This is a genomic window from Onishia taeanensis (assembly GCF_003268885.1).
Classification (GTDB): Bacteria; Pseudomonadota; Gammaproteobacteria; order Pseudomonadales; family Halomonadaceae; genus Onishia; species Onishia taeanensis_A.
Genome location: NZ_QLSX01000006.1, coordinates 217,904 through 235,854, shown reverse-complemented (window position 1 = coordinate 235,854; position 17,951 = coordinate 217,904). Strand labels below are relative to the sequence as shown.

14 protein-coding genes and 1 pseudogene are annotated in these 17,951 nt (G+C 61.2%); 7 read left to right on the top strand and 8 right to left on the bottom strand.

From position 1 onward, the window contains the following. The first annotated feature begins 129 nt into the window (after positions 1–129). Together BCL93_RS10180 and ugpC are read left to right on the top strand one after the other, a co-directional pair. Entirely contained in the window at positions 130–1,815 is a 1,686-nt protein-coding gene (locus tag BCL93_RS10180; RefSeq protein WP_112055164.1) for an alpha-glucosidase family protein, read from the top strand. Next, a complete protein-coding gene (gene ugpC, locus BCL93_RS10175) occupies positions 1,803–2,918 on the top strand; it encodes a sn-glycerol-3-phosphate ABC transporter ATP-binding protein UgpC (protein ID WP_112055163.1) in 1,116 nt (371 codons plus the stop codon). Before BCL93_RS10180 ends, ugpC begins: the two co-directional genes overlap by 13 nt. A gap of 95 nt (positions 2,919–3,013) precedes the next feature. On the opposite strand, the gene BCL93_RS10170 is transcribed toward ugpC, so the two are convergent. The 5 genes from BCL93_RS10170 to malE all read right to left on the bottom strand — a co-directional run bounded on the left by BCL93_RS10170 (position 3,014) and on the right by malE (position 9,246). Beyond that, complete coding sequence (locus BCL93_RS10170) at positions 3,014–3,880, bottom strand: MalM family protein (RefSeq protein ID WP_181463078.1); 867 nt, start codon at positions 3,878–3,880, stop codon at positions 3,014–3,016. Between the two features lie 99 nt (positions 3,881–3,979). Continuing rightward, positions 3,980–5,344 carry a maltoporin gene (locus BCL93_RS10165; protein WP_258396333.1) on the bottom strand — a complete coding sequence of 455 codons (1,365 nt, stop codon included), beginning with the start codon at positions 5,342–5,344 and terminating at the stop codon, positions 3,980–3,982. A gap of 175 nt (positions 5,345–5,519) precedes the next feature. After that, positions 5,520–6,410: a maltose ABC transporter permease MalG gene (gene malG / locus BCL93_RS10160; protein ID WP_112055160.1), complete on the bottom strand. Its 891-nt coding sequence runs from the start codon at positions 6,408–6,410 to the stop codon at positions 5,520–5,522. Positions 6,411–6,423: 13 nt separating this feature from the next. Then, positions 6,424–7,977 carry a maltose ABC transporter permease MalF gene (malF, locus tag BCL93_RS10155; RefSeq protein ID WP_112055159.1) on the bottom strand — a complete coding sequence of 518 codons (1,554 nt, stop codon included), beginning with the start codon at positions 7,975–7,977 and terminating at the stop codon, positions 6,424–6,426. An 84-nt stretch (positions 7,978–8,061) separates the two neighbouring features. Then, positions 8,062–9,246 (bottom strand): maltose/maltodextrin ABC transporter substrate-binding protein MalE, encoded by a 1,185-nt coding sequence (malE, locus tag BCL93_RS10150; protein WP_112055158.1) that lies wholly within the window; start codon positions 9,244–9,246, stop codon positions 8,062–8,064. 457 nt (positions 9,247–9,703) lie between these two features. On the opposite strand from malE, the pseudogene BCL93_RS10145 reads away from it, so the two are divergent. Beyond that, positions 9,704–10,650: pseudogene (locus BCL93_RS10145) on the top strand (IS1595 family transposase). A 6-nt stretch (positions 10,651–10,656) separates the two neighbouring features. On the opposite strand, the gene rmuC reads toward BCL93_RS10145, so the two are convergent. Genes rmuC through BCL93_RS10130 form a run of 3 tightly spaced genes read right to left on the bottom strand, consistent with a single transcriptional unit; the run spans position 10,657 to position 15,140 of the window. Continuing rightward, positions 10,657–12,711: a DNA recombination protein RmuC gene (gene rmuC, locus BCL93_RS10140; protein ID WP_258396332.1), complete on the bottom strand. Its 2,055-nt coding sequence runs from the start codon at positions 12,709–12,711 to the stop codon at positions 10,657–10,659. Positions 12,712–12,767: 56 nt separating this feature from the next. Next, a complete protein-coding gene (cysK, locus tag BCL93_RS10135) occupies positions 12,768–13,739 on the bottom strand; it encodes a cysteine synthase A (RefSeq protein WP_112055157.1) in 972 nt (323 codons plus the stop codon). Between the two features lie 57 nt (positions 13,740–13,796). Beyond that, positions 13,797–15,140 carry a DUF2252 domain-containing protein gene (locus tag BCL93_RS10130; protein ID WP_112055156.1) on the bottom strand — a complete coding sequence of 448 codons (1,344 nt, stop codon included), beginning with the start codon at positions 15,138–15,140 and terminating at the stop codon, positions 13,797–13,799. Positions 15,141–15,325: 185 nt separating this feature from the next. Between BCL93_RS10130 and BCL93_RS10125 the strand changes: the two genes are divergently transcribed. From BCL93_RS10125 to BCL93_RS10110, 4 genes are all read left to right on the top strand, one after another. Then, positions 15,326–15,535 carry a hypothetical protein gene (locus tag BCL93_RS10125; protein ID WP_112055155.1) on the top strand — a complete coding sequence of 70 codons (210 nt, stop codon included), beginning with the start codon at positions 15,326–15,328 and terminating at the stop codon, positions 15,533–15,535. A gap of 105 nt (positions 15,536–15,640) precedes the next feature. Further along, on the top strand, positions 15,641–16,114 hold the full coding sequence (locus BCL93_RS10120; protein ID WP_112055154.1) for an NfeD family protein: 474 nt from the start codon (positions 15,641–15,643) through the stop codon (positions 16,112–16,114). Between the two features lie 2 nt (positions 16,115–16,116). Continuing rightward, positions 16,117–17,166, top strand: a complete 1,050-nt coding sequence (locus tag BCL93_RS10115) for an SPFH domain-containing protein (RefSeq protein WP_112055153.1) — start codon at positions 16,117–16,119, stop codon at positions 17,164–17,166. A 322-nt stretch (positions 17,167–17,488) separates the two neighbouring features. Beyond that, entirely contained in the window at positions 17,489–17,944 is a 456-nt protein-coding gene (locus BCL93_RS10110) for a DUF2946 domain-containing protein (RefSeq protein WP_146742484.1), read from the top strand. The last annotated feature ends 7 nt before the right edge of the window (positions 17,945–17,951 follow it).

Here is a 17,951-nt window from a genome sequence, read left to right as displayed (position 1 = left end):
CGACGCCAGGAGGATGTTCCTCTTCGGCACTGCCGCCAACATATCCCGTACGTTTCTCGTAAGGCTGGCGCCCCGCGAACCGATGCGCGGTCACACCTGGCCTCTAGCCACACGGCAAGGACAAAGCACATGACCAACGACATTTCTCGGCTCAGTAACCAAGGTGCGGACTGGTGGCGCGGCGCGGTGATCTACCAGATCTATCCGCGCAGTTTCATGGACACCAACGACGACGGCATCGGTGATCTGCAGGGCGTCATCGACCGGCTCGACTACATCGCGTCACTGAACATCGACGCCATATGGCTGTCGCCTTTCTTCACCTCACCGATGCTAGATTTCGGTTACGACATCAGCGACTACCGCAGCGTCGACCCGATGTTTGGAACCCTTGAGGACTTCGACCGCTTAGTGGAAGCCGCTCATGCCCGCGGCCTGAAGGTCACTATCGACCAGGTGCTCTCACACACCTCCGACCAGCACGCTTGGTTTCAGGAGAGCCGAGCGAGTCGCGACAACCCGAAGGCAGACTGGTATGTATGGGCCGATCCCAAGGCTGACGGCGCCCCACCCACCAACTGGCAGGCAATCTTCGGCGGCAGCGCTTGGCAATGGGATACCCGTCGCTGCCAGTACTACCTGCACAACTTCCTCGTCGAGCAGCCGGACCTCAATTTCCGTAACCCCGAAGTTGTCGAGGCGATCCTCGGCGAGGTGCGATTCTGGCTGGAGCGAGGCGTCGACGGCTTTCGTCTCGACGCGATCAATTTCTGCACCCACGGAGCGCTGAAAGACAACCCGCCCCGAGAGGAGTTGGCCGAAGGCTTCATCGGCGTTAGGCCCGACAACCCCTACGGCTTCCAGCTTCACCTCCACGATAAAACTCAGCCAGAGAATCTGGTGTTCCTCGAAAAGCTGCGCGCACTACTCGACGAATACCCCGGCTCCACCAGCGTCGGCGAGGTGGGCGACGATGACTCGCTGAGCGTGATGGCCGATTACACGCGGGGCGGTAACCGCCTGCACATGGCCTACTCCTTCGACCTGCTCGGCGAACGCCACGATCCGGCATTCCTGCACAAGACCCTGACCGAGATGGAAGCGCGTATCGGCGATGGCTGGCCGTGCTGGGCGCTGGGCAACCACGACGTGACTCGCCTCGCCACCCGCTGGCAGGCCGAGGGCAATAACGCTGCACTGCGCCTTTACTTGGCCTTCCTGCTCACCCAGCGCGGCAGCATCTGCCTCTATCAGGGCGAAGAACTGGGCCAGCCCGAGGCCGAGCTCACCTTCGAGCAGTTGGTCGACCCCGCCGGCATCGCGTTCTGGCCAGCTTACAAGGGGCGTGATGGTTGCCGAACACCTATGCCGTGGGAGGCTGATACCCTTCACGGCGGCTTCTCCCGCGCCATGCCCTGGCTGCCGATGCCAGAAAGTCACTTGGGGCTTGCCGTCGACCAGCAGGACAATGAGCCTGACTCGCTGCTCAACCACTATCGCTCCTTCCTAGCTTTCCGGCGCACTCAACCGGCGCTGATCAAGGGCGACATCCGCTACCATCCGGTGCATGACGACGTGCTCTGCTTCGAGCGCAGCCATGCGGCCAGCGATCCCGATCAACGTCTGTTAGTAGCACTAAACTTCTCCGACCAGGCACGCGAGCTTCCGGCTCCCCGTGCAGCCAAGGCCATCGATGATGCGCCATCGATGGTCAATGGCCGCTGGCAGGACGCCTCCCTCACCCTGCCAGCCTTCGGCATCGCCATCGCCCGCTGCCCGCAAAACGACGAGGAGGATGCACAATGGGACGTCTGACACTCGATGACATCGGTAAGGACTACGACGGCGTCGAGATCTCGCGACATATCGACCTGACCATTGAGGACGGTGAATTCGTGGTCTTCGTCGGCCCCTCGGGCTGCGGTAAATCAACCCTGCTGCGCATGATCGCCGGGCTCGAGGACATCAGCCAAGGAGAGATGTGCCTAGACGTCGAGCGTATCAACGAGATACCGCCTCAGGAGCGGGATATCGGCATGGTCTTCCAATCCTATGCTCTTTATCCGCATATGACGGTGGCGGAAAACATGGCCTTCGGCCTCAAGCTCGCCCGCACCGACAAGTCCGAAATCCAGCGCCGCGTCCAGCATGCGGCCGAGATTCTACGGCTGACGCCACTGCTCGAGCGCAAGCCCAAGGACCTATCCGGCGGTCAGCGGCAGCGGGTGGCGATCGGCCGGACCCTGGTCAAAGAGCCGGCGGTGTTCCTGTTCGATGAACCATTATCCAACCTCGATGCTTCACTGCGAGTGGAGATGCGGGTGCAGATCGCCGCGCTGCATAAACGGCTCGGCGCGACCATGGTTTACGTGACCCATGACCAGGTCGAGGCCATGACCCTGGCCGACCGCATCGTGCTGCTCTCGAGCGGTCGTATCGCCCAGGTGGGCGCCCCACTGTCGCTCTATCACTTCCCGCATACACTTGAGGTCGCTGAGTTCATCGGTTCGCCGCGTATCAATACCCTGCCAGTGACCGTGATCGACCCCGGAGCAAAGCACACAAGCGTGCGCCTGCCCTCCGGAGAAACCCTGGCCGTAGCAGTTGACGGCCGAGGCTTACAGGTTGGCGACACAGCCACGTTAGGAGTACGTGCCGAAGACTTCGTCGCAGCCGAGGGGGCCGATGCCACCCTCGAAGCACGGCTGGTGGTTGCCGAAAAGCTAGGCTATGAAAGTCTGGCGCACCTCTCCGTGGAGGGGGTCGAGGCACCCATGACCCAGCGTCTGGATGGCCTCGCGGAGCTAAAAGAAGGCCAGTGGGTTAATCTCGGACTATCAGGGGCGCATTGCCACCTGTTCGCTGCCAACGGCGATGCTTGCCCCCGCCAGGTCGAGGTTCCCGGCGTTACACGCTGATCCCGCCTTACCCAGCAACTTCTCGCTTAGCCCCATGACAAAGGCCCCGACGCAGGCGTCGGGGCCTTCTCATTGAGCCATACTGCTAGGCGTGTTTAGCGTACCCGCAACTGCTCGGCGAGCCATGCTCGGGTTCCGGTCTCACCAGCACCTTCGGCGCGCTCAGCCAGTGCCATGGCAAGGTCGATGTCATCGGCCTTGAGTGCCGCCCGGATCAGGCGCCGGATGGCGAGCCCATCCAGAGCCGAGCCCTCGGTGACTGCTGGCGGAAGTGAAGCCCCGGCGGGTCGCGTTTTACTCCAGCGCCCTTGCTCTCCCAAGACACTCACCCGAAGAACCACCTCACCCCTAGCCACATGGCGCGCCCGGGGATTGGTCAACGCAGGGTCGGCCAGGTGGCGGGCTTGAGCACGGGCCCTGGACGGATGCAGAACCTCGGTGGTGGCCGCCAGTGCCTCGGACGTGGTCAGAACCACTAGTCGTGCCGCCTCGACTGAAGGATTAATGCCGAGTGATGCCGTCAAGCGGTCGGGAGCCAAGCCGCGTGAAGGTCGATAATCGAAGGCCTGCCAGTCTAGTCGCCGCTGCACGCGGCCCTCGCGATCCAGCAACAGCAGGGTAGGCGCGATAACCTCCAGGGACCCGCGCCTGTCCCGCATGACCTCGCTCGTCACCTCGACTTGCACGGGACCGACATCGGTCGGCAGGTCCAGAGCATGAAAGGGGCTTTTGCCGCTGGCAAAGGCATGTACCGGCGTATCGGCATCAAAAACCAGCACCTGACGGGTCTCCAACTGCATAGCGGTTGGCGGCAGATCCGCGAGACCTTGGCAACAGTCGGGTGACTGAGCCAGCCAGTCCGTCGACACCACGTGCCCCTCCTCGACTGGCTCGGGTGCCAAAGCGCAGCCGGAAAGCAGCGTGGCGAGTAGACCCATGGCCAACCATTTATCGGCGTACATCTGCATCTCCTAGGGGCTTCGCCCCACCTGTGAAGCCAAAAAGCCGGCCCCAGAGGAGCCGGCAAGCATAAAGGACCTATCGATCGCGAGCGCTGAGAGTTACCACCAGGCCTCGGCCTGCAGGCCGAGGGTCACACCATTGCTTTCGCCGTCTTCAATGGATTCGCTGGCGGCGTTGTAGCCGTTGCCATTCCAATGGGCATAGGTGGCAAAAGCACGCAACACCGGGCGAGCGAAGGCACTGCGGCCCGCCGACCACTGCTGAGCGATGGTCAGCTTGGCCAGGTTGGCCGTATCTTTGCCGCTACCCTGGGGCTTGACCCGATCATAGCCCAGTTCGAGAGCGGTACTCTGGGTCTCGGACCAGTAGTAGGTGGGGCGAATTCCCGCCGACATCCAGGTCTGGCCATCACCGGTATCCAGATCCCGATCCTCGTAGATCAGGGCATAAAGCATGTCGATGTCCGGGCTTAGGTTGACTAAGCCGTGATCAATCAGGCGCAGCATCTCACCCTGAGGCCCAGTTGAAGATGTATTCGACTTGCCCGTACTGCCGATCATGCCGTCATTGGCGACCTGAACCACTGCCTTGTTAAAACCACCCAGCCAGTTGCCCTGAGTATGCTCAAGGGTCAGCATGTGGCCGCTTTGCGGATCGACACCGGCATTGTCCTGAGCCTTGGTCAAGGTCGCGGAGCCATAGTCATAGCCAAGTTCCAACTGGCCATCAGGGTTCGTCGAGAGGCCGGCCAGGCGCACATCGAAGGTATTATTGGCCAAATTCTGCTGACTGTCCGGAAACTCGTTATCCTGGCTGGTATTTCGAAGCCAGGCGAGGCTCAACTTTCCGATGCCCAGATCAATGTTCTCAATACCACCACCTGGCCCGGAAAGGTCCCAGTAGTAAAAGTCGTTCATATGGATATCATGACGCTGATAGAAGCGCTTACCTGCCCAGATAGTTGCCTCGGGTGCGGCATCGACCAAGCCGGTGGCCTGCACATTCACCTGACGCAGGGCAATGGTATTGCCATCTGAAGTGTCACCATCCAGAGATTCGAAATCGTTGGCTTGTTCATTGACGTAGGCCACCAGGCTGTCGAAATAAAAGCTCTTGCCTTCCTCCTCGAATAGCGTGGAGCCTAATCCGAGCTCGGCATAGGTCTCACATTCATTACCTAGGCGATACTTGGCCGAGGCGCCCGCGGCCTGGAAACAAGCCTGGTCGCCACCACCGGAAGTGGTGCCGATCCCCGAGCGGGCATAGCCGTGAAAATCGACATCGGCTGCCTGAACATTACCTGACGCGGCCGTGACAATAGCAGCAGTCAAAGTGACGAGTGGAAAGGTATAGCGGTGCTGGATTTTCATCGTGGCCTCATTGTTATTTTGCGAGTTGTGAGCAGAAAAGGCGTGTGTCAGGCCCGTGATGCAGATGAGCCTTGACGTATTACTTTCCCTCACTCTCTGGCCGATTTTGTCCTCCCCCCGACTTCCTATTGAGGCGTGGTAACAGGGCGTAGGATTACCCAGATAAGGCGTAGAAACTCATAAAAGGTCGAGCGTGTAAGAAAAAAACCCCGCCGAAAGGCGGGGAATGCAGCAAAGCTTGAAATCACATCAAAGGGCCGAAGCGAGTTCAGCCTTTGACCCCGCCGGAGGTCAGACCGCCGACGATCCAGCGCTGGCAAAGCAGGAAAATGACCGTAATAGGCAGGCCAGAAAGCACCGCCGCTGCAGCGAAGTCCCCCCAGCGCTGGTTGTGATCTGCCAGGTATTGCTGGGCACCAACTGCCAGGGTCAGCTTGTCTTCGTCGAGCAGAAGCACCGAGGCCATCGGATACTCCATGATCGACATGATGAAGGCGAGGATGAACACCACCATCAGGATCGGAACCGATAACGGCAGCAGAATATGGCAAAAGGCCTGCCAGGTGCTGGCTCCGTCAACCATGGCGGCTTCCTCAAGCGAACCGTCGATAGACTCGAAGTAGCCTTTGATGGTCCAGATATGTAGCGCCACCGCCCCCAATGAGGCGACGATGAGCGCACCATGGGTATTGATGCCGAGCCAGGGAACCAGTTGCCCCAGACGGTCGAACAGGGCGTAAAGAGCCACCAGCGAGAGTACCGCTGGGAACATCTGAAAGATCAGCATGCCCTTGAGAATCGGCGCCTTGCCTTTGAAGCGCATTCGGGCGAAAGCATAAGCGCTGGTGGTGGAGAGCAGCAGGATCATCAACGAGGACACCACCGCCACCTTGATCGAGTTCCATAGCCATAGCAGAACAGGAAATGGCGGCTGCACCACGCTGCCATCGGCACGCTCCCAAGGAATGCCCAGCGCCAATGCCCAATGCTCAAGGGCGAAACGCTCGGGGATCAGGCTACCGGTCGCAAAATTGCCCTCGCGAAAGGAAATTGAGATCACCAACAGCAGCGGAAACACCACCAGCGCGACAAAGCTTAGCAAGGCGAGGTGTGCGCCTAGTTTGCGGGCGCGGATCGAACGGGGTTGAACCATAGCCATAAGACAAATCCTTCTAGACCTTGACCTTCGACAAGCGCAGATTGAGCAGCGATAAGCCAACCACCAGCAGAAAAATCAGGGTGGCGATGGCCGCTGCCAAGCCAAAGTTCTGGCCGGCATCCTGAAAGGCAATGCGATAGGTGTAACTCACCAGCAAATCGGTGGTACCCGCTGGCGTGCTCGCACCCAGTATGTCGGGGCTTCCACCCGTAAGCAGTGCAATCAAAACGAAGTTATTGAAATTGAAAGCGAAAGCGGCGATCAACAGTGGCGTCAGCGGTTTGAGGATCAATGGCAAGGTGATCTGCATCATGTTGGTGAGCGGCCCACCTCCATCCACCGCCGAGGCTTCGTATAGATCACGAGGAATAGATTGGATCAGCCCCATGCACAGCAACAGCATGTAGGGGTAGCCCAGCCAAGTGTTGACGATCAGCAGCATGGCTCGGGCCAGAGCCGGATCCGTAAACCAATCAGGACTGATGCCAAAAAGGTTCTCAAGGATCAGATTTATCTCACCGTAGTTCTGGTTAAACATGCCCTTGAAGATCAGGATCGAGATAAAGGCCGGCACCGCATAGGGCAGAATCAAAAGGGTACGATAGACAGCCTTGCCCTTGAGCTGCTCCCACTGCAGTAGGGTGGCTAGGATGAACCCCACCGCCAGAGTGAAGACCACCGTCAATCCGGCAAAAACGAAGGTCCATACGAATATCTGCATGAAGGGACCGCGGATGGCCGGGTCGGTGAAGATCTTCTTATAGTTATCCAATCCAACCGCTACCGGCCAGCCCGGGTTGATCCTCTGGCCGCTCTCATCGACAAAGAAGCCGATCTCTTCATCCGGCGTCAGTACTCCCCCATCTCGCTCGTCTAGAAGTCGCCCTTCAGCCAGTTGTGAGTAACGCGGCAACAACGGTGCAAACTGGCGGAGTCCGGCCATGCGTAGCTCTACACCATCAGGGGTCTGCAGCGTAAGGCCCTGCAGCAGGGTGCGCTGACGGATCACCTCGCGCATCGCCAGCGGCTTGCCTGCGGGCGGCTCAGACGCACGGTCGAGCCCCACCCTGCGCGGTTCCGAATTGGCCAGGTTGAGCGGTGGGCTGACCAGGCTGGGGTCCCCTTCAAGATAGAGCCTGGCCATACCGTCTTCTTCATAGAGCGAGAAATCGAAGGCGCCACCTTCGGCCTGATAACGCATATCCAGAAGTTGATCGCGGACCCGCTCCTCACTTAGCAGGTTACTGGAGCTGTAATTGCTGAAGCTGATCCCGATGGTATAGAGCAACGGAAAGATAACGAACACGCCCATCCCGGCCAGAGCCGGAAAGATATAGCGATGGCTCATCAGCGAGCGCTTGAAGAAGACGATGGCAAACGACGTGCCCAGTACCAGGAAAAGTAGCGCGAACATCCACTGTCCCTGCAGATGGAAGGCCGCCACAAGCCAAAGTGTGGCGAGTATCAGCACTACAAGCAGCGCACGCATTGTCCAGCGGGAGTAACGCTCTCGCAGGTCGCGGGAACGATGTCGCGGCAGACCCCGCGTAGCATTGGTCGTATACATGCAATTGATCCTGCTCGACAGGCCGGCCCCGGCATGATTCTGGGGCCGACCAAGGAGCCCGGGGCTCCGATGGGTGAGGTGGCGTTACTGACGCATGCGCCGCGCGGCGGCGTCTAGAGCATCCTCGGGTGATTGCCGACCGCTACCGATGTTCTGCAGGGCTGGTTCCATGGCCGACCAGAAGGCGCCCATTTCAGGGATATTAGGCATCGGCTCACCGACTTCGGCGTTGGCTAGGGTGGCTGCAATCTTGGGATCGCTCTCCAAGTCTTGCTGGTACACCTTGTGGGCTACCGCTCCCAACGAGCCATCACTGTTGAAAGTGCGGAGACCCGGCTCACTGAGCAGATAGTTCTCGAGGAACTCGGTGGCCAAGAAGTCATTGGGTGAGGCCGAATTGATCATCGCTGTCATCACACCGAACAATGGCTTGGCACGGGCGTCACCGACTTTGGGCAGCAGGGCCACACCGAAGTCGATACCGCTCTGGCGCAGGTTATTCCAGGCCCAGGGCCCACTTATCATGGTGGCCACTTCCCCCTGGTTGAAGCGTGTGTCCATGACGCTGTAATCGGTACCCTCAGGAAGCACACCGCTTTCGATCAATGCCCGCAACCGCTTTGCCCCCTCTACGGCGCCGGCATTATTGACGCCGATGTCATTGACGTCGAAGCCATCGGCTGTGCGCTTGAAGGGGTAGCCACCGTTTGCGGCCAGCAGAGACCAGCCATAGTACGGTTCACCATAGTCAAAGAGGATAGCCTTCTTGCCCTCAGGGGAGAGTTTGGCATCAAGATCAGCGAGTTCGTCGAAGCTCTGTGGTACCTCGCCGACCAGCGCCTTGTTGTAGATCAGGCCCAAGGACTCCACCGAGATAGGATAGCCATAGGTTTCTCCGTTCCAGATCATCGCATCCCAAGTGAAGTCGAAGTAGCGATCACGGAAGTCCTCACTAGGCGCCAACGGCTTCAGCAGCCCGCTCTTGGCCCACTCTCCCATGCGGTCGTGAGCCCAGATCACGATATCGGGGCCCTGGCCGCTGCCCGCCGCCTGCTGAAAGCGATCGGTGAGATTGTCAGGATTGACGATGTTAATGGCGATGCCAGTATCTTGGGCGAACCTGTCGGCCACCTCGCGGATGCCCTCGGGCCCCTTGTTGTCGCCCATCCAGATAGTCAGGCCATCATCCTCGAAAGCCATGGCCGGCAGGGCCACGCTGGCTGCGAGCGGCAGCATGAGCATAGCGGTGAACGCTTGGCGTAGTGACATGCGAACGGACCTCTTCATTGTTATGACGTTAATTGATCAGCTGATGGTGGATATGGATAGCCTCGTCAATCTTCACCCTGAACGGCTCATCCTCCGTCGCATCCCCCCCGGCGTAGCAATAGGGCGTAAGCCAAAAGGCTATAGCTCATAAGGGCCAAGCGACCCAGAAACGAAATGCCCCGCGCATGAGCGCGGGGCATTTTGAGTCAGGATATTTCAGACGTCGACTGCGATAACGTGGAGCTCAATCGGCACGCCCGTCAGCCGATGCTGCCCGCCCCCTGGCGGGTGATGACAACCATCGAAGGGCGTGGCGGAGCATCCTGACAGTCGCTCTCCAACAGCCAAAGGCATGACGTTTAAGGCTGCTAGCCTGCCTGCCCTTTTTTCATGGCTATGTACCCGTTACGTGTTGGACAGCTATCCTGTTGATAGATGCCTTGAGAGGTACCTGCTCATGGATGCCCACGCCTTCCAGCATTGGCTTGGTCAACTGACCCAACTCAACACCAGACAAAAGAACCTTCTTCGGTGTCAGCTTCAAAAGCGACCCCAGCAGGACGCACTCCACGATACCTTGCCGACGCTCCAGGCCTGCCCGCACTGTGCGGCCGGTGCCGCGCAGTTAGCCCCATGGGGTTGGAGCCGCGGGTTGCGCCGCTACCGGTGACGGGAGTGCCGTCGTACCTGCAATGCCTTGACGGCCACACCACTGGCGCGTCTCCGTCAGGTCGAGTGCTGGCTGGGCTATGCCCAGGCACTGATCGAGGGGCTCACGGTAAGAGAGGCAGCGCGACGCTGTGGGATCAGCAAGAATACGGCCTTCCGATGGCGACATCGTTTTCTGGCGCGGGTCGCCGAGCATAGCGACACACGCGAAACCGGCATCATCGAAGCGGACGAAACCTTCTTCCTGGAATCCTTCAAAGGCCAACGTCGCCTGCCACGACCATCGCGCAAGCGAGGGGGTGTCGGGGCGACACGAGGCACAGGACCGGACCAGATTCCGGCTATGGTCGTTCGCGACCGAGCCGGCCACACGGCCGATTTCCAGTTGAAGAAGCTCGATGCCCGTCATGTGCGGGAGGCGCTCCAGCCCTTGGTTGATCGCGAGTCCGTGTTGTGCTCGGACAGTGCCAGTGTATACGCGGCCTTTGCCAGAGACTGCGGCATCACCCACCAGGTGGTGCATGCCAAGCCCGGGCAGCGAGTCCGGGCGGGCGCTTTGCCTACCACAGCCGGTTGAAGCGCTGGATGGGCCGTTTCCATGGGGTCGCCACCAAGTATTTGGTCAACTATCTCGGCTGGCGACGCATGCTGGAGCGCTATGCCAAGGCGATACAGCCCGTTCACTGTCTTCAGGAAGCGGTCGGGCGTCACATACAACACGTAACGGGTACATAGCCTTTTTCATGGGCGCTCCGCGGAGTCCCAGGCAAGTGTCGGCCGTGACGACGCATCGCCTGAATCTTCATGATGAGTGCTCTCTTGAGCCAAGCTTTCCTGGCCAGAGTTTTCTTGGCCGGGGGCAGCTTGATCAGAGGTGTTCGGCGCCGCGCCATGCGAGTCTTCGCCCTGCTCTATTTTGGCCGGCGCTTCAGCCTCTTCGCCGCCATCGACCGTATCGTCATTGATCTTGCCTTTATCCACCTCGCCGCTATCCATGCCGCCAGGCTCCAGTTCCAGCCGCGCTCGCTCGGTAATCTCCCGCGGCAGTTCCTTCTTCACCGCCACGCCGAGTTCGCGGAACTCGTTGGTCTGCTTGATCAGGTTGCCCTTGCCGGCGCTTAACTGATTCATGGCCTTATCAAAGCTCAGGCGAGCGCCGTCGAGCTTCTTGCCGACGTCTTCCATGCTGTTAAGGAACACACGCAGCTTGTCGTAGAACTTTTCGGCACGGCTGGCAAGCTCCGCCGAGTGTCGGCTCTGATCCTCGAAGCGCCAAAGCTGACGCACGATATTGAGGCTGGTCAGCAGCGTGGTCGGGGTGGCCACCAGGACGTTGTTTTCGATAGCACGCTGATAGAGGCTCTCGTCGTGCTTGAGGGCCTCGACGTAGGCGGACTCAACGGGAATGAACATCACCACCACTTCCGGCGAGTTGAGCCCCGGCAGATCATAGTAGTGGCGATCGGAGAGCTCGTTGATGCGATCGCCCACCGCCTTGCAGTGCTCGGCAAGTGCCTGATACCGCTCGCCGTCGCTGTCGCCGTTCACATAGCGCGTATAGGCGGCAAGCGACGTCTTGGCGTCGATCACCAAATGCTTTTGTTGGGGTAGGTAGACGATGGCATCTGGACGGCGACGACCGTCTTCGGTGGTGAAGCTGACTTCGCGGTCATAGTCCTTGCCCCGGCGCAGGCCGGCACCATCCAGCACGTTCTCGAGCATCAGCTCGCCCCAGTTGCCCTGGATCTTCTTCTGGCCCTGCAGGGCGTTGGTCAGCTTGTCGGCCTGATCGGTGATCGCCTGGTTCAGGCTCTGCAGGTGCTTGAGCTCGGTGCGCAGCTGCACGCGCTGCTCGCTCTCCTGCTGATGGATGGACTCAACCTTCTCGCGAAAGCCCTTCATCTCACTCTGTATCGGCTGCAGCAGGCCGGTCAGGCGCTGCTGAGACATGTCCGAGAAGGCCTTGCCCTTGCGCTCGAGGATCTCATTGGCAAGGTTCTCGAACTCCTGCTTCAACTGATCGCGACTCTCCTTGATCAGCGTCAGCTGTTCGTCGAAGTGCTGCTGCTTCTGGGAGAGCGTGCTGGTCAGCTCGCCATGAGTGGTCTTCAGGTTCGCAAGCTCTTCGGCCAGCGTCTCGCGGGCTGCCTTCTCGCGTTCCCACCAGGCCTGGTAGTTGACCAGCGCTGCCTGCTTCTCGTCGCGCTGGGTGCTTGCCGAGCGGAGATTCTCGCGCAGGTCGGCGACCTTCTCCTGGCTCTCCTCGAGCGCCTGCTCGAGCCTGACGCGCTGTGACTCGGCCCGCTCGAGCCGTTCCTCACGCTCCACCAACCGCTCATGGAAACCGTCCGAGAGTGCCGTCTGGTGCTCGCGTAACCGAGCCAGCGACTCGGTCAGCGTCGCTTTCTCTTCGCCTAGCGCCTGAGCCCGCTCTCGAGACTCGGTAAGCGCATCAGTAAGCCGCTCGACGTCTTGCTCGCGGGCGGTGAGCCTCTCTCGCAGGTTTGAAAGCTCGGTCTCCAGACGCGCCCTTGCAAGCTCGGCCTGAGAGAGCGCTTCGCCTTTCTCGACCAGCGCCGTCTCCCGCTCAGCAAGCATCGCGTCACGCGCTTCCAGCGTCTCAGCCTGATGGGCCAACGCCTCGCGCAGCGACTCAGCCTGCGACAGTGCCTCGGCCTGGGCTTGCTTGAGCGCCTCACGGCGCCGTCGACGGGCCAACACAGAAGTCACCAGCGCCCCCAGCACGAAGGCTACCATGGCCGCCAGCGTAGCCATCATTCTTGGATCAAGCGTCATGCTTCTGCCCTTATGATTCGTCGTTGCCGATGACGTGAGCCTTGCATCAATCGGCCTTACTGCACCGTTTCCTGTTCGCTAAAGCAGTCGGCAAAGAGCGCGGAACTCAGATAACGCTCGGCGTTATCGGGTAGCACCACGACGATATTCTTGCCGCGATGTTCAGGCTGCTGGCCGACACGCACGGCAGCGGCCACGGCGGCCCCGCAGGAGGTGCCACAGAGGATGCCTTCCTCGAGCATTAGCCGGTGCGCCATGGCCATGGCGTCTTCGTTGCTGACCTGCTCGACCTGGTCGATCATCTCAAGATCGAGGTTTTTGGGCACGAAACCGGCGCCGATCCCCTGAATTTTGTGCGGCGCGGGGGCCAACGGCTCGCCGGCCAGGGTCTGGGTGATGATAGGCGAGTCAGTGGGTTCGACGGCCACGCTGGTAATCGCCTTGCCCTGGGTCTGCTTGATGTAGCGCGAAACACCGGTCAGGGTACCGCCGGTGCCCACCCCGGCAACGAACACATCCACCGCGCCGTCGGTGTCGTTCCATATCTCGGGGCCGGTGGTGGTCTCGTGGATGCGCGGATTGGCCGGGTTATTGAACTGCTGGGGCATGAAGTAGCGTTCAGGCGCGGACGCGGCGATTTCCTCGGCCCTGGCGATGGCCCCCGGCATGCCCTTGGCGGGCTCGGTCAGCACCAGTTCGGCGCCCAGTGCCTTGAGCACCTGGCGCCGCTCCAGGCTCATCGACGCTGGCATGGTCAGCATCACCTTGTAGCCGCGAGCGGCAGCGGCGAAGGCAAGCGCGATGCCGGTATTGCCGCTGGTTGGCTCGATGATGGTCATGTCCGGCGTCAGCAGACCGCGTTCCTCGGCGTCCCAGATCATCGCCGCACCGACCCGACACTTCACCGAATAGGCCGGGTTGCGGCCCTCGATCTTGGCCCAGATGGTCGCGCCTGAGTTTACCCGGTTCAGACGCACCAGCGGGGTATTACCGATAGACAGCGAGTTGTCGTTGTGGATATTGGCCATGAGTCCTTCCCTGGGGATATATGTGTGAAATTGAATATCTGCCGATCATAGCACCGGCTAGGGTTTGTCCGAATAGCCGGGCATACGGGCCTCGACGAAGACCCGGTAATCCTGTGCCACGCAGTCGGCATAGGTCACCGCCAGGGTGCTGACGACCTCGACGAACGGCTCCAGCCGGCCATCGAGTCGCTCGCAAACATTGCGTGCAAAGCGCGCCGGGTCTTCCTGGTTGAGCGCACGGGCGCCGCGCAGGTGCTCGCGAGCGAGAATCCGCCCCCACTGTTTGACCAGCTGACGGTAGGGTTTGGCGCCGTCGAGTTTGTGGGTGGGAAAGTCTTCCTTGAACGGCGAGCGCTCCCGCACCGAAAACACCCTTTCGCCCAGGTGCAGCCAGCCCAGGTAGAGATCGGGATACTCGGCGATGGCGCTGAAGGCGGCGGCATGGCGGGTGCCTTCATGGGGGAAGGTGGCCTTCCAGGCACGCTTCTCGGCGGCATTCATCTTGCGCCAGCCCTCAGGGGGCGTCTGTTCCTTCACATCGAGAATCACGTCGTCGTGCTCATGCTTGTGTTCGAGCCCGCGCCCGCCTTCGATCAGCACGTAATAGCGTTCAAGCCCCAGCGAGCCGGTGCCGGCGTCGAGACGCCGCGCCATGTCCTTGATCCGGAAGTGATCCTCCTCGGCCTCGGCGCGCGCCCCGCCCAGGGTATTGCGGTATTCCTCCTCGATGGCCTTACGCAGCTGGCTGCCCAGGTGTGCAGGCAACCGGGCCAGCTTCTCTGGGCGGTCCTCGACGGCGAAGCGCCGCCCCGTCTCGTCGAGGGTGGTCCACTTGTCGAGCATCTTGGCCCGGCTTTCCTTGCGGGTCACCTTCTCGAGGAAAGGCGCCAGCGGTCCCTTGGCGGTCTCGAGGGTCACGGCCATCGGCGCCTCGCCGCGCACGTGGCCAGCCAGCTCGTCGTGATAGCTCTCGAGCAGCTTCTTCAATGCCTTGCGGATACCCTTGCGCGACAGGCCGACGTTCTCGCGGGCGTCGAGCACTAGGCTGATGGCCAGCCGCCAAAGATCGTACTGATAGTCGCCGATCAGGGCATCGTCGAAATCATCCATGCCGTAGCGCACCGCATCGTCGTGGTGGCCATAGGCGCCGAAATTGTAGGCATGGGCATCGCCCTGCAGCCAGGTCTGGGTCTCGGGCAGGCCACCGAACAGCGCGAAGCGCCAATCGTGCCAGACATCGTCCCAGTAGAGATGATTGGTGCCACGAAAGAAGCGGTACGGCGACTGTGCCAGCTTGGCGAACTTGGCCTCCCGGTCGGCATCGGAAAGGCTGGCGTTGGCGGCATCGATGGCATCGAGCACCTGCTGGGGTCGGTTATGGCGTGTCAGGGGCTGCGACATGCGGCGTGTCTCCTCGATAAGGGGCAATAGCCATGATAGCGGCCAGTCCCTTCATGGTAGAGGCGGATGACGTTCGATGATATGACACCAAGAGAGCGGTCACGAAGATGTCACCAGGCATAATGGCGGGGTATGATCACGGCATTACGCTTCGATCTTGTGCTATCCGTAGAAGGCTCATCGCCATGCCACACCCTCGTCTGCGCGCCCTGCCACTTATTGCCGGCCTCCTGCTCGCGATGCTGCTCACCGGCTGCACCATCAACACCTACCCGGATGGACACCGCGAGACCGTGCTCGGTGCGCCTGGCGACGAGACGCCCACGCCCTACTCGCCGGGCGTGATCCTCGATGAAACCGGTGAACCCCGCGCGATTTCCGACGCGCCGCGCTGACCCCCTCAGCGACGCAGCGCACGGATAATGGCGCGGATACCCTCGCCTGAAACACTGTACTCGGCATAACACAGGCGACTAGCTGCCTGCCCACAAGGAACCGTCATGCAATGGACCCCCGCGATGCTCTGGCTCGCCGCCGCCCTGGTGCTCGGCCTGGCCGAGCTGACATCCGGCACTCTGCTGCTGCTGGCACTCGCCATCGCCGCCGCTCTGACCGCGGCTACCACCGCCGTGCTCGGGCTACCCGTTAGCGGGCAACTGCTCGCCATGGGCGTGCTGGCCGGTGTGCTGGTTCCGCTGACCATCAAGGTGATCCGGCCTCGCTTCTCGCCCAAGGGTGTGGCCTATGGCACCACCGGCAGCGGCGCCGAGCAGGGTCGACATTACCTGACGCTGGACCGCGACTTCGATGGCGCCAGCGGCCTCAAGATCAACGGCGACTTCTACCGCCTGCGCGTTGCCGACGGCACCACCACTCGACTGCCTCCGGGCACCGAAGTCATCTTCAAGGAATTCGATGGCACCACCGCCATCGTCACGCTGGCATCCGCCAGCGCATCATCACAGGAGCAGTGAAAATGGAATTTCCGTTGAGCCCGGGACTGATCCTCAGTCTGATCGTGGTCGTCATAGGTATCGTGATCATCGCCAAGGGGCTGGTGATCGTGCGTCAGTCCGAGGTCATGGTCATCGAGCGGCTGGGCTCGTTCAACCGGGTGCTGGAGAGCGGCATCAATATCATCATCCCCTTCATCGAGCAGCCCCGCGCCATCACCATGATCCGCTACAAGAAGATGGGGGAGGAATACCTGCCGCTGACCAGCGACGAGGTTCGCATCGACCGCCGTGAAACGGTCATGGACTTTCCCGGCCAGCCGGTGGTGACCACCGACAACGTCACCGTGACTATCAACGGCGCACTCTACTATCAGATCATCGATCCCAAGCGGGCGGTCTACGAAGTCGAGAACATGAGCCAGGCAGTCGAGGTGCTGGCCAAGACCACCCTGCGCTCGGTGGTCGGCAAGATGGAACTCGACAAGCTGTTCGAGTCCCGTGCCGAGGTCAACAACGAGATCCAGGCCTCGATGGAAGAACCGGCTTCAAAGTGGGGCGTGAAGATTTCAAGGGTCGAGGTGCAGGACATCGCCATGCCCGAAGAGGTCGAGTCCGCGATGCGCCTGCAGATGGCCGCCGAGCGCAAGCGTCGTGCCACCGTCACCGAAGCCGAGGGCGAGAAGTCCGCCGCCATCGCCATGGCCCAGGGTCAGCGCGAGTCGTCGATCCTCAACGCCGAAGGCGACAAGGAGTCCGCCATTCTGCGCGCCCAGGGCGAGCAGGAATCGATCAAGCTGGTGCTCAACGCCATCGGCGAGAGCGAGGAGAACAAGCGCACCGTAGTCGGCTACCTGCTCGGTCAGAGCTACATCAAGGCCCTGCCGACCATGGCCAAGGACGGCGAGCGGGTCTTCGTGCCCTACGAGTCCTCGGCGCTGCTCGGTTCGATGGGCATGTTCCGCGAGATGGCCGGCTCCCCGGAAGACAGCGTGCGCCAGCATCTCAACTCAAATGCCAGCCAGTCCGGGCTGCGCAGCGGCATGCTGGGCGGGGCCAGCAGCGGCTCTTGAGCCATGATCGTTGGCAAGGCCATCGATGCCTAAGTGGAATGCTGAAAGCCCAGGCCCTGGGTTCTACTTCCTGAGCTCTGAACATTAGCCACCGGCTGTCAGAGCGCGTCGGCAAGCTCGCGCCAGGACTTGCCTTCAAGGCCAACCCTCACTATCACCCCCCTGTCGCAAGCGCCGCACCGAGCCCTGCTACAATAGGCCCTATGTCGCCGGTAGGCGACATAGGGCCGCTGTTTTATAGTGCGCTATATCATCCTCAGGCGAGCGTCGCTCCTGGGCCCGCTTCTTTCCTTTCTTCCTTTCACTTCGGATATCCGCTCTCTTGCCAAGGCCTGTACGTCACTCCCGAGCCCACCGCCCGCATGGCGACACCGGCCCGCGGATACGACCCGACCGCCGCCTGGCCTGGCTGGCGCTGGTCGCCATGCTGCTGGTATTCGTCGGCCCGCTGATCAGCCAATCGCAGCGCCTGCTGGTGCATGAGCAGCCCGACATGCCCATGGCTCAGGCTCAGGCTCAGGCTCAGGCTACGAGCGTGACTGAGACCCATGAGCCCGCCGACCACGGCGGGATGAGGCACCACGCCGATGCCCTGGCCGCCTGCGGCTATTGCCTGCTGTTCGCTCATACCCCGGGGCTGGTGCCGACGCTGGCACCGCTGGCAACGACGCCACCACCCGCCCGCGCACGTCCGGTGGCCAGTCTCCCGCTGGCGCACTCCGAAGCCTCTTATCCGGCGTTCGCGCCCCGCGCCCCGCCGCGCTCCCTGATGTCGTGACCCCACT

What these genes read in the sequence shown, in the direction of transcription:
- BCL93_RS10130 (WP_112055156.1), bottom strand. Translation starts at nt 15,140, where the DNA reads ATGTCGCAGCCCCTGACACGCCATAACCGACCCCAGCAGGTGCTCGAT.
- BCL93_RS10120 (WP_112055154.1), top strand. Translation starts at nt 15,641, where the DNA reads ATGCAATGGACCCCCGCGATGCTCTGGCTCGCCGCCGCCCTGGTGCTC.
- malF (WP_112055159.1), bottom strand. Translation starts at nt 7,977, where the DNA reads ATGTATACGACCAATGCTACGCGGGGTCTGCCGCGACATCGTTCCCGC.
- rmuC (WP_258396332.1), bottom strand. Translation starts at nt 12,711, where the DNA reads ATGACGCTTGATCCAAGAATGATGGCTACGCTGGCGGCCATGGTAGCC.
- cysK (WP_112055157.1), bottom strand. Translation starts at nt 13,739, where the DNA reads ATGGCCAATATCCACAACGACAACTCGCTGTCTATCGGTAATACCCCG.
- BCL93_RS10115 (WP_112055153.1), top strand. Translation starts at nt 16,117, where the DNA reads ATGGAATTTCCGTTGAGCCCGGGACTGATCCTCAGTCTGATCGTGGTC.
- BCL93_RS10125 (WP_112055155.1), top strand. Translation starts at nt 15,326, where the DNA reads ATGCCACACCCTCGTCTGCGCGCCCTGCCACTTATTGCCGGCCTCCTG.
- BCL93_RS10170 (WP_181463078.1), bottom strand. Translation starts at nt 3,880, where the DNA reads ATGTACGCCGATAAATGGTTGGCCATGGGTCTACTCGCCACGCTGCTT.
- malE (WP_112055158.1), bottom strand. Translation starts at nt 9,246, where the DNA reads ATGTCACTACGCCAAGCGTTCACCGCTATGCTCATGCTGCCGCTCGCA.
- BCL93_RS10180 (WP_112055164.1), top strand. Translation starts at nt 130, where the DNA reads ATGACCAACGACATTTCTCGGCTCAGTAACCAAGGTGCGGACTGGTGG.
- ugpC (WP_112055163.1), top strand. Translation starts at nt 1,803, where the DNA reads ATGGGACGTCTGACACTCGATGACATCGGTAAGGACTACGACGGCGTC.
- malG (WP_112055160.1), bottom strand. Translation starts at nt 6,410, where the DNA reads ATGGCTATGGTTCAACCCCGTTCGATCCGCGCCCGCAAACTAGGCGCA.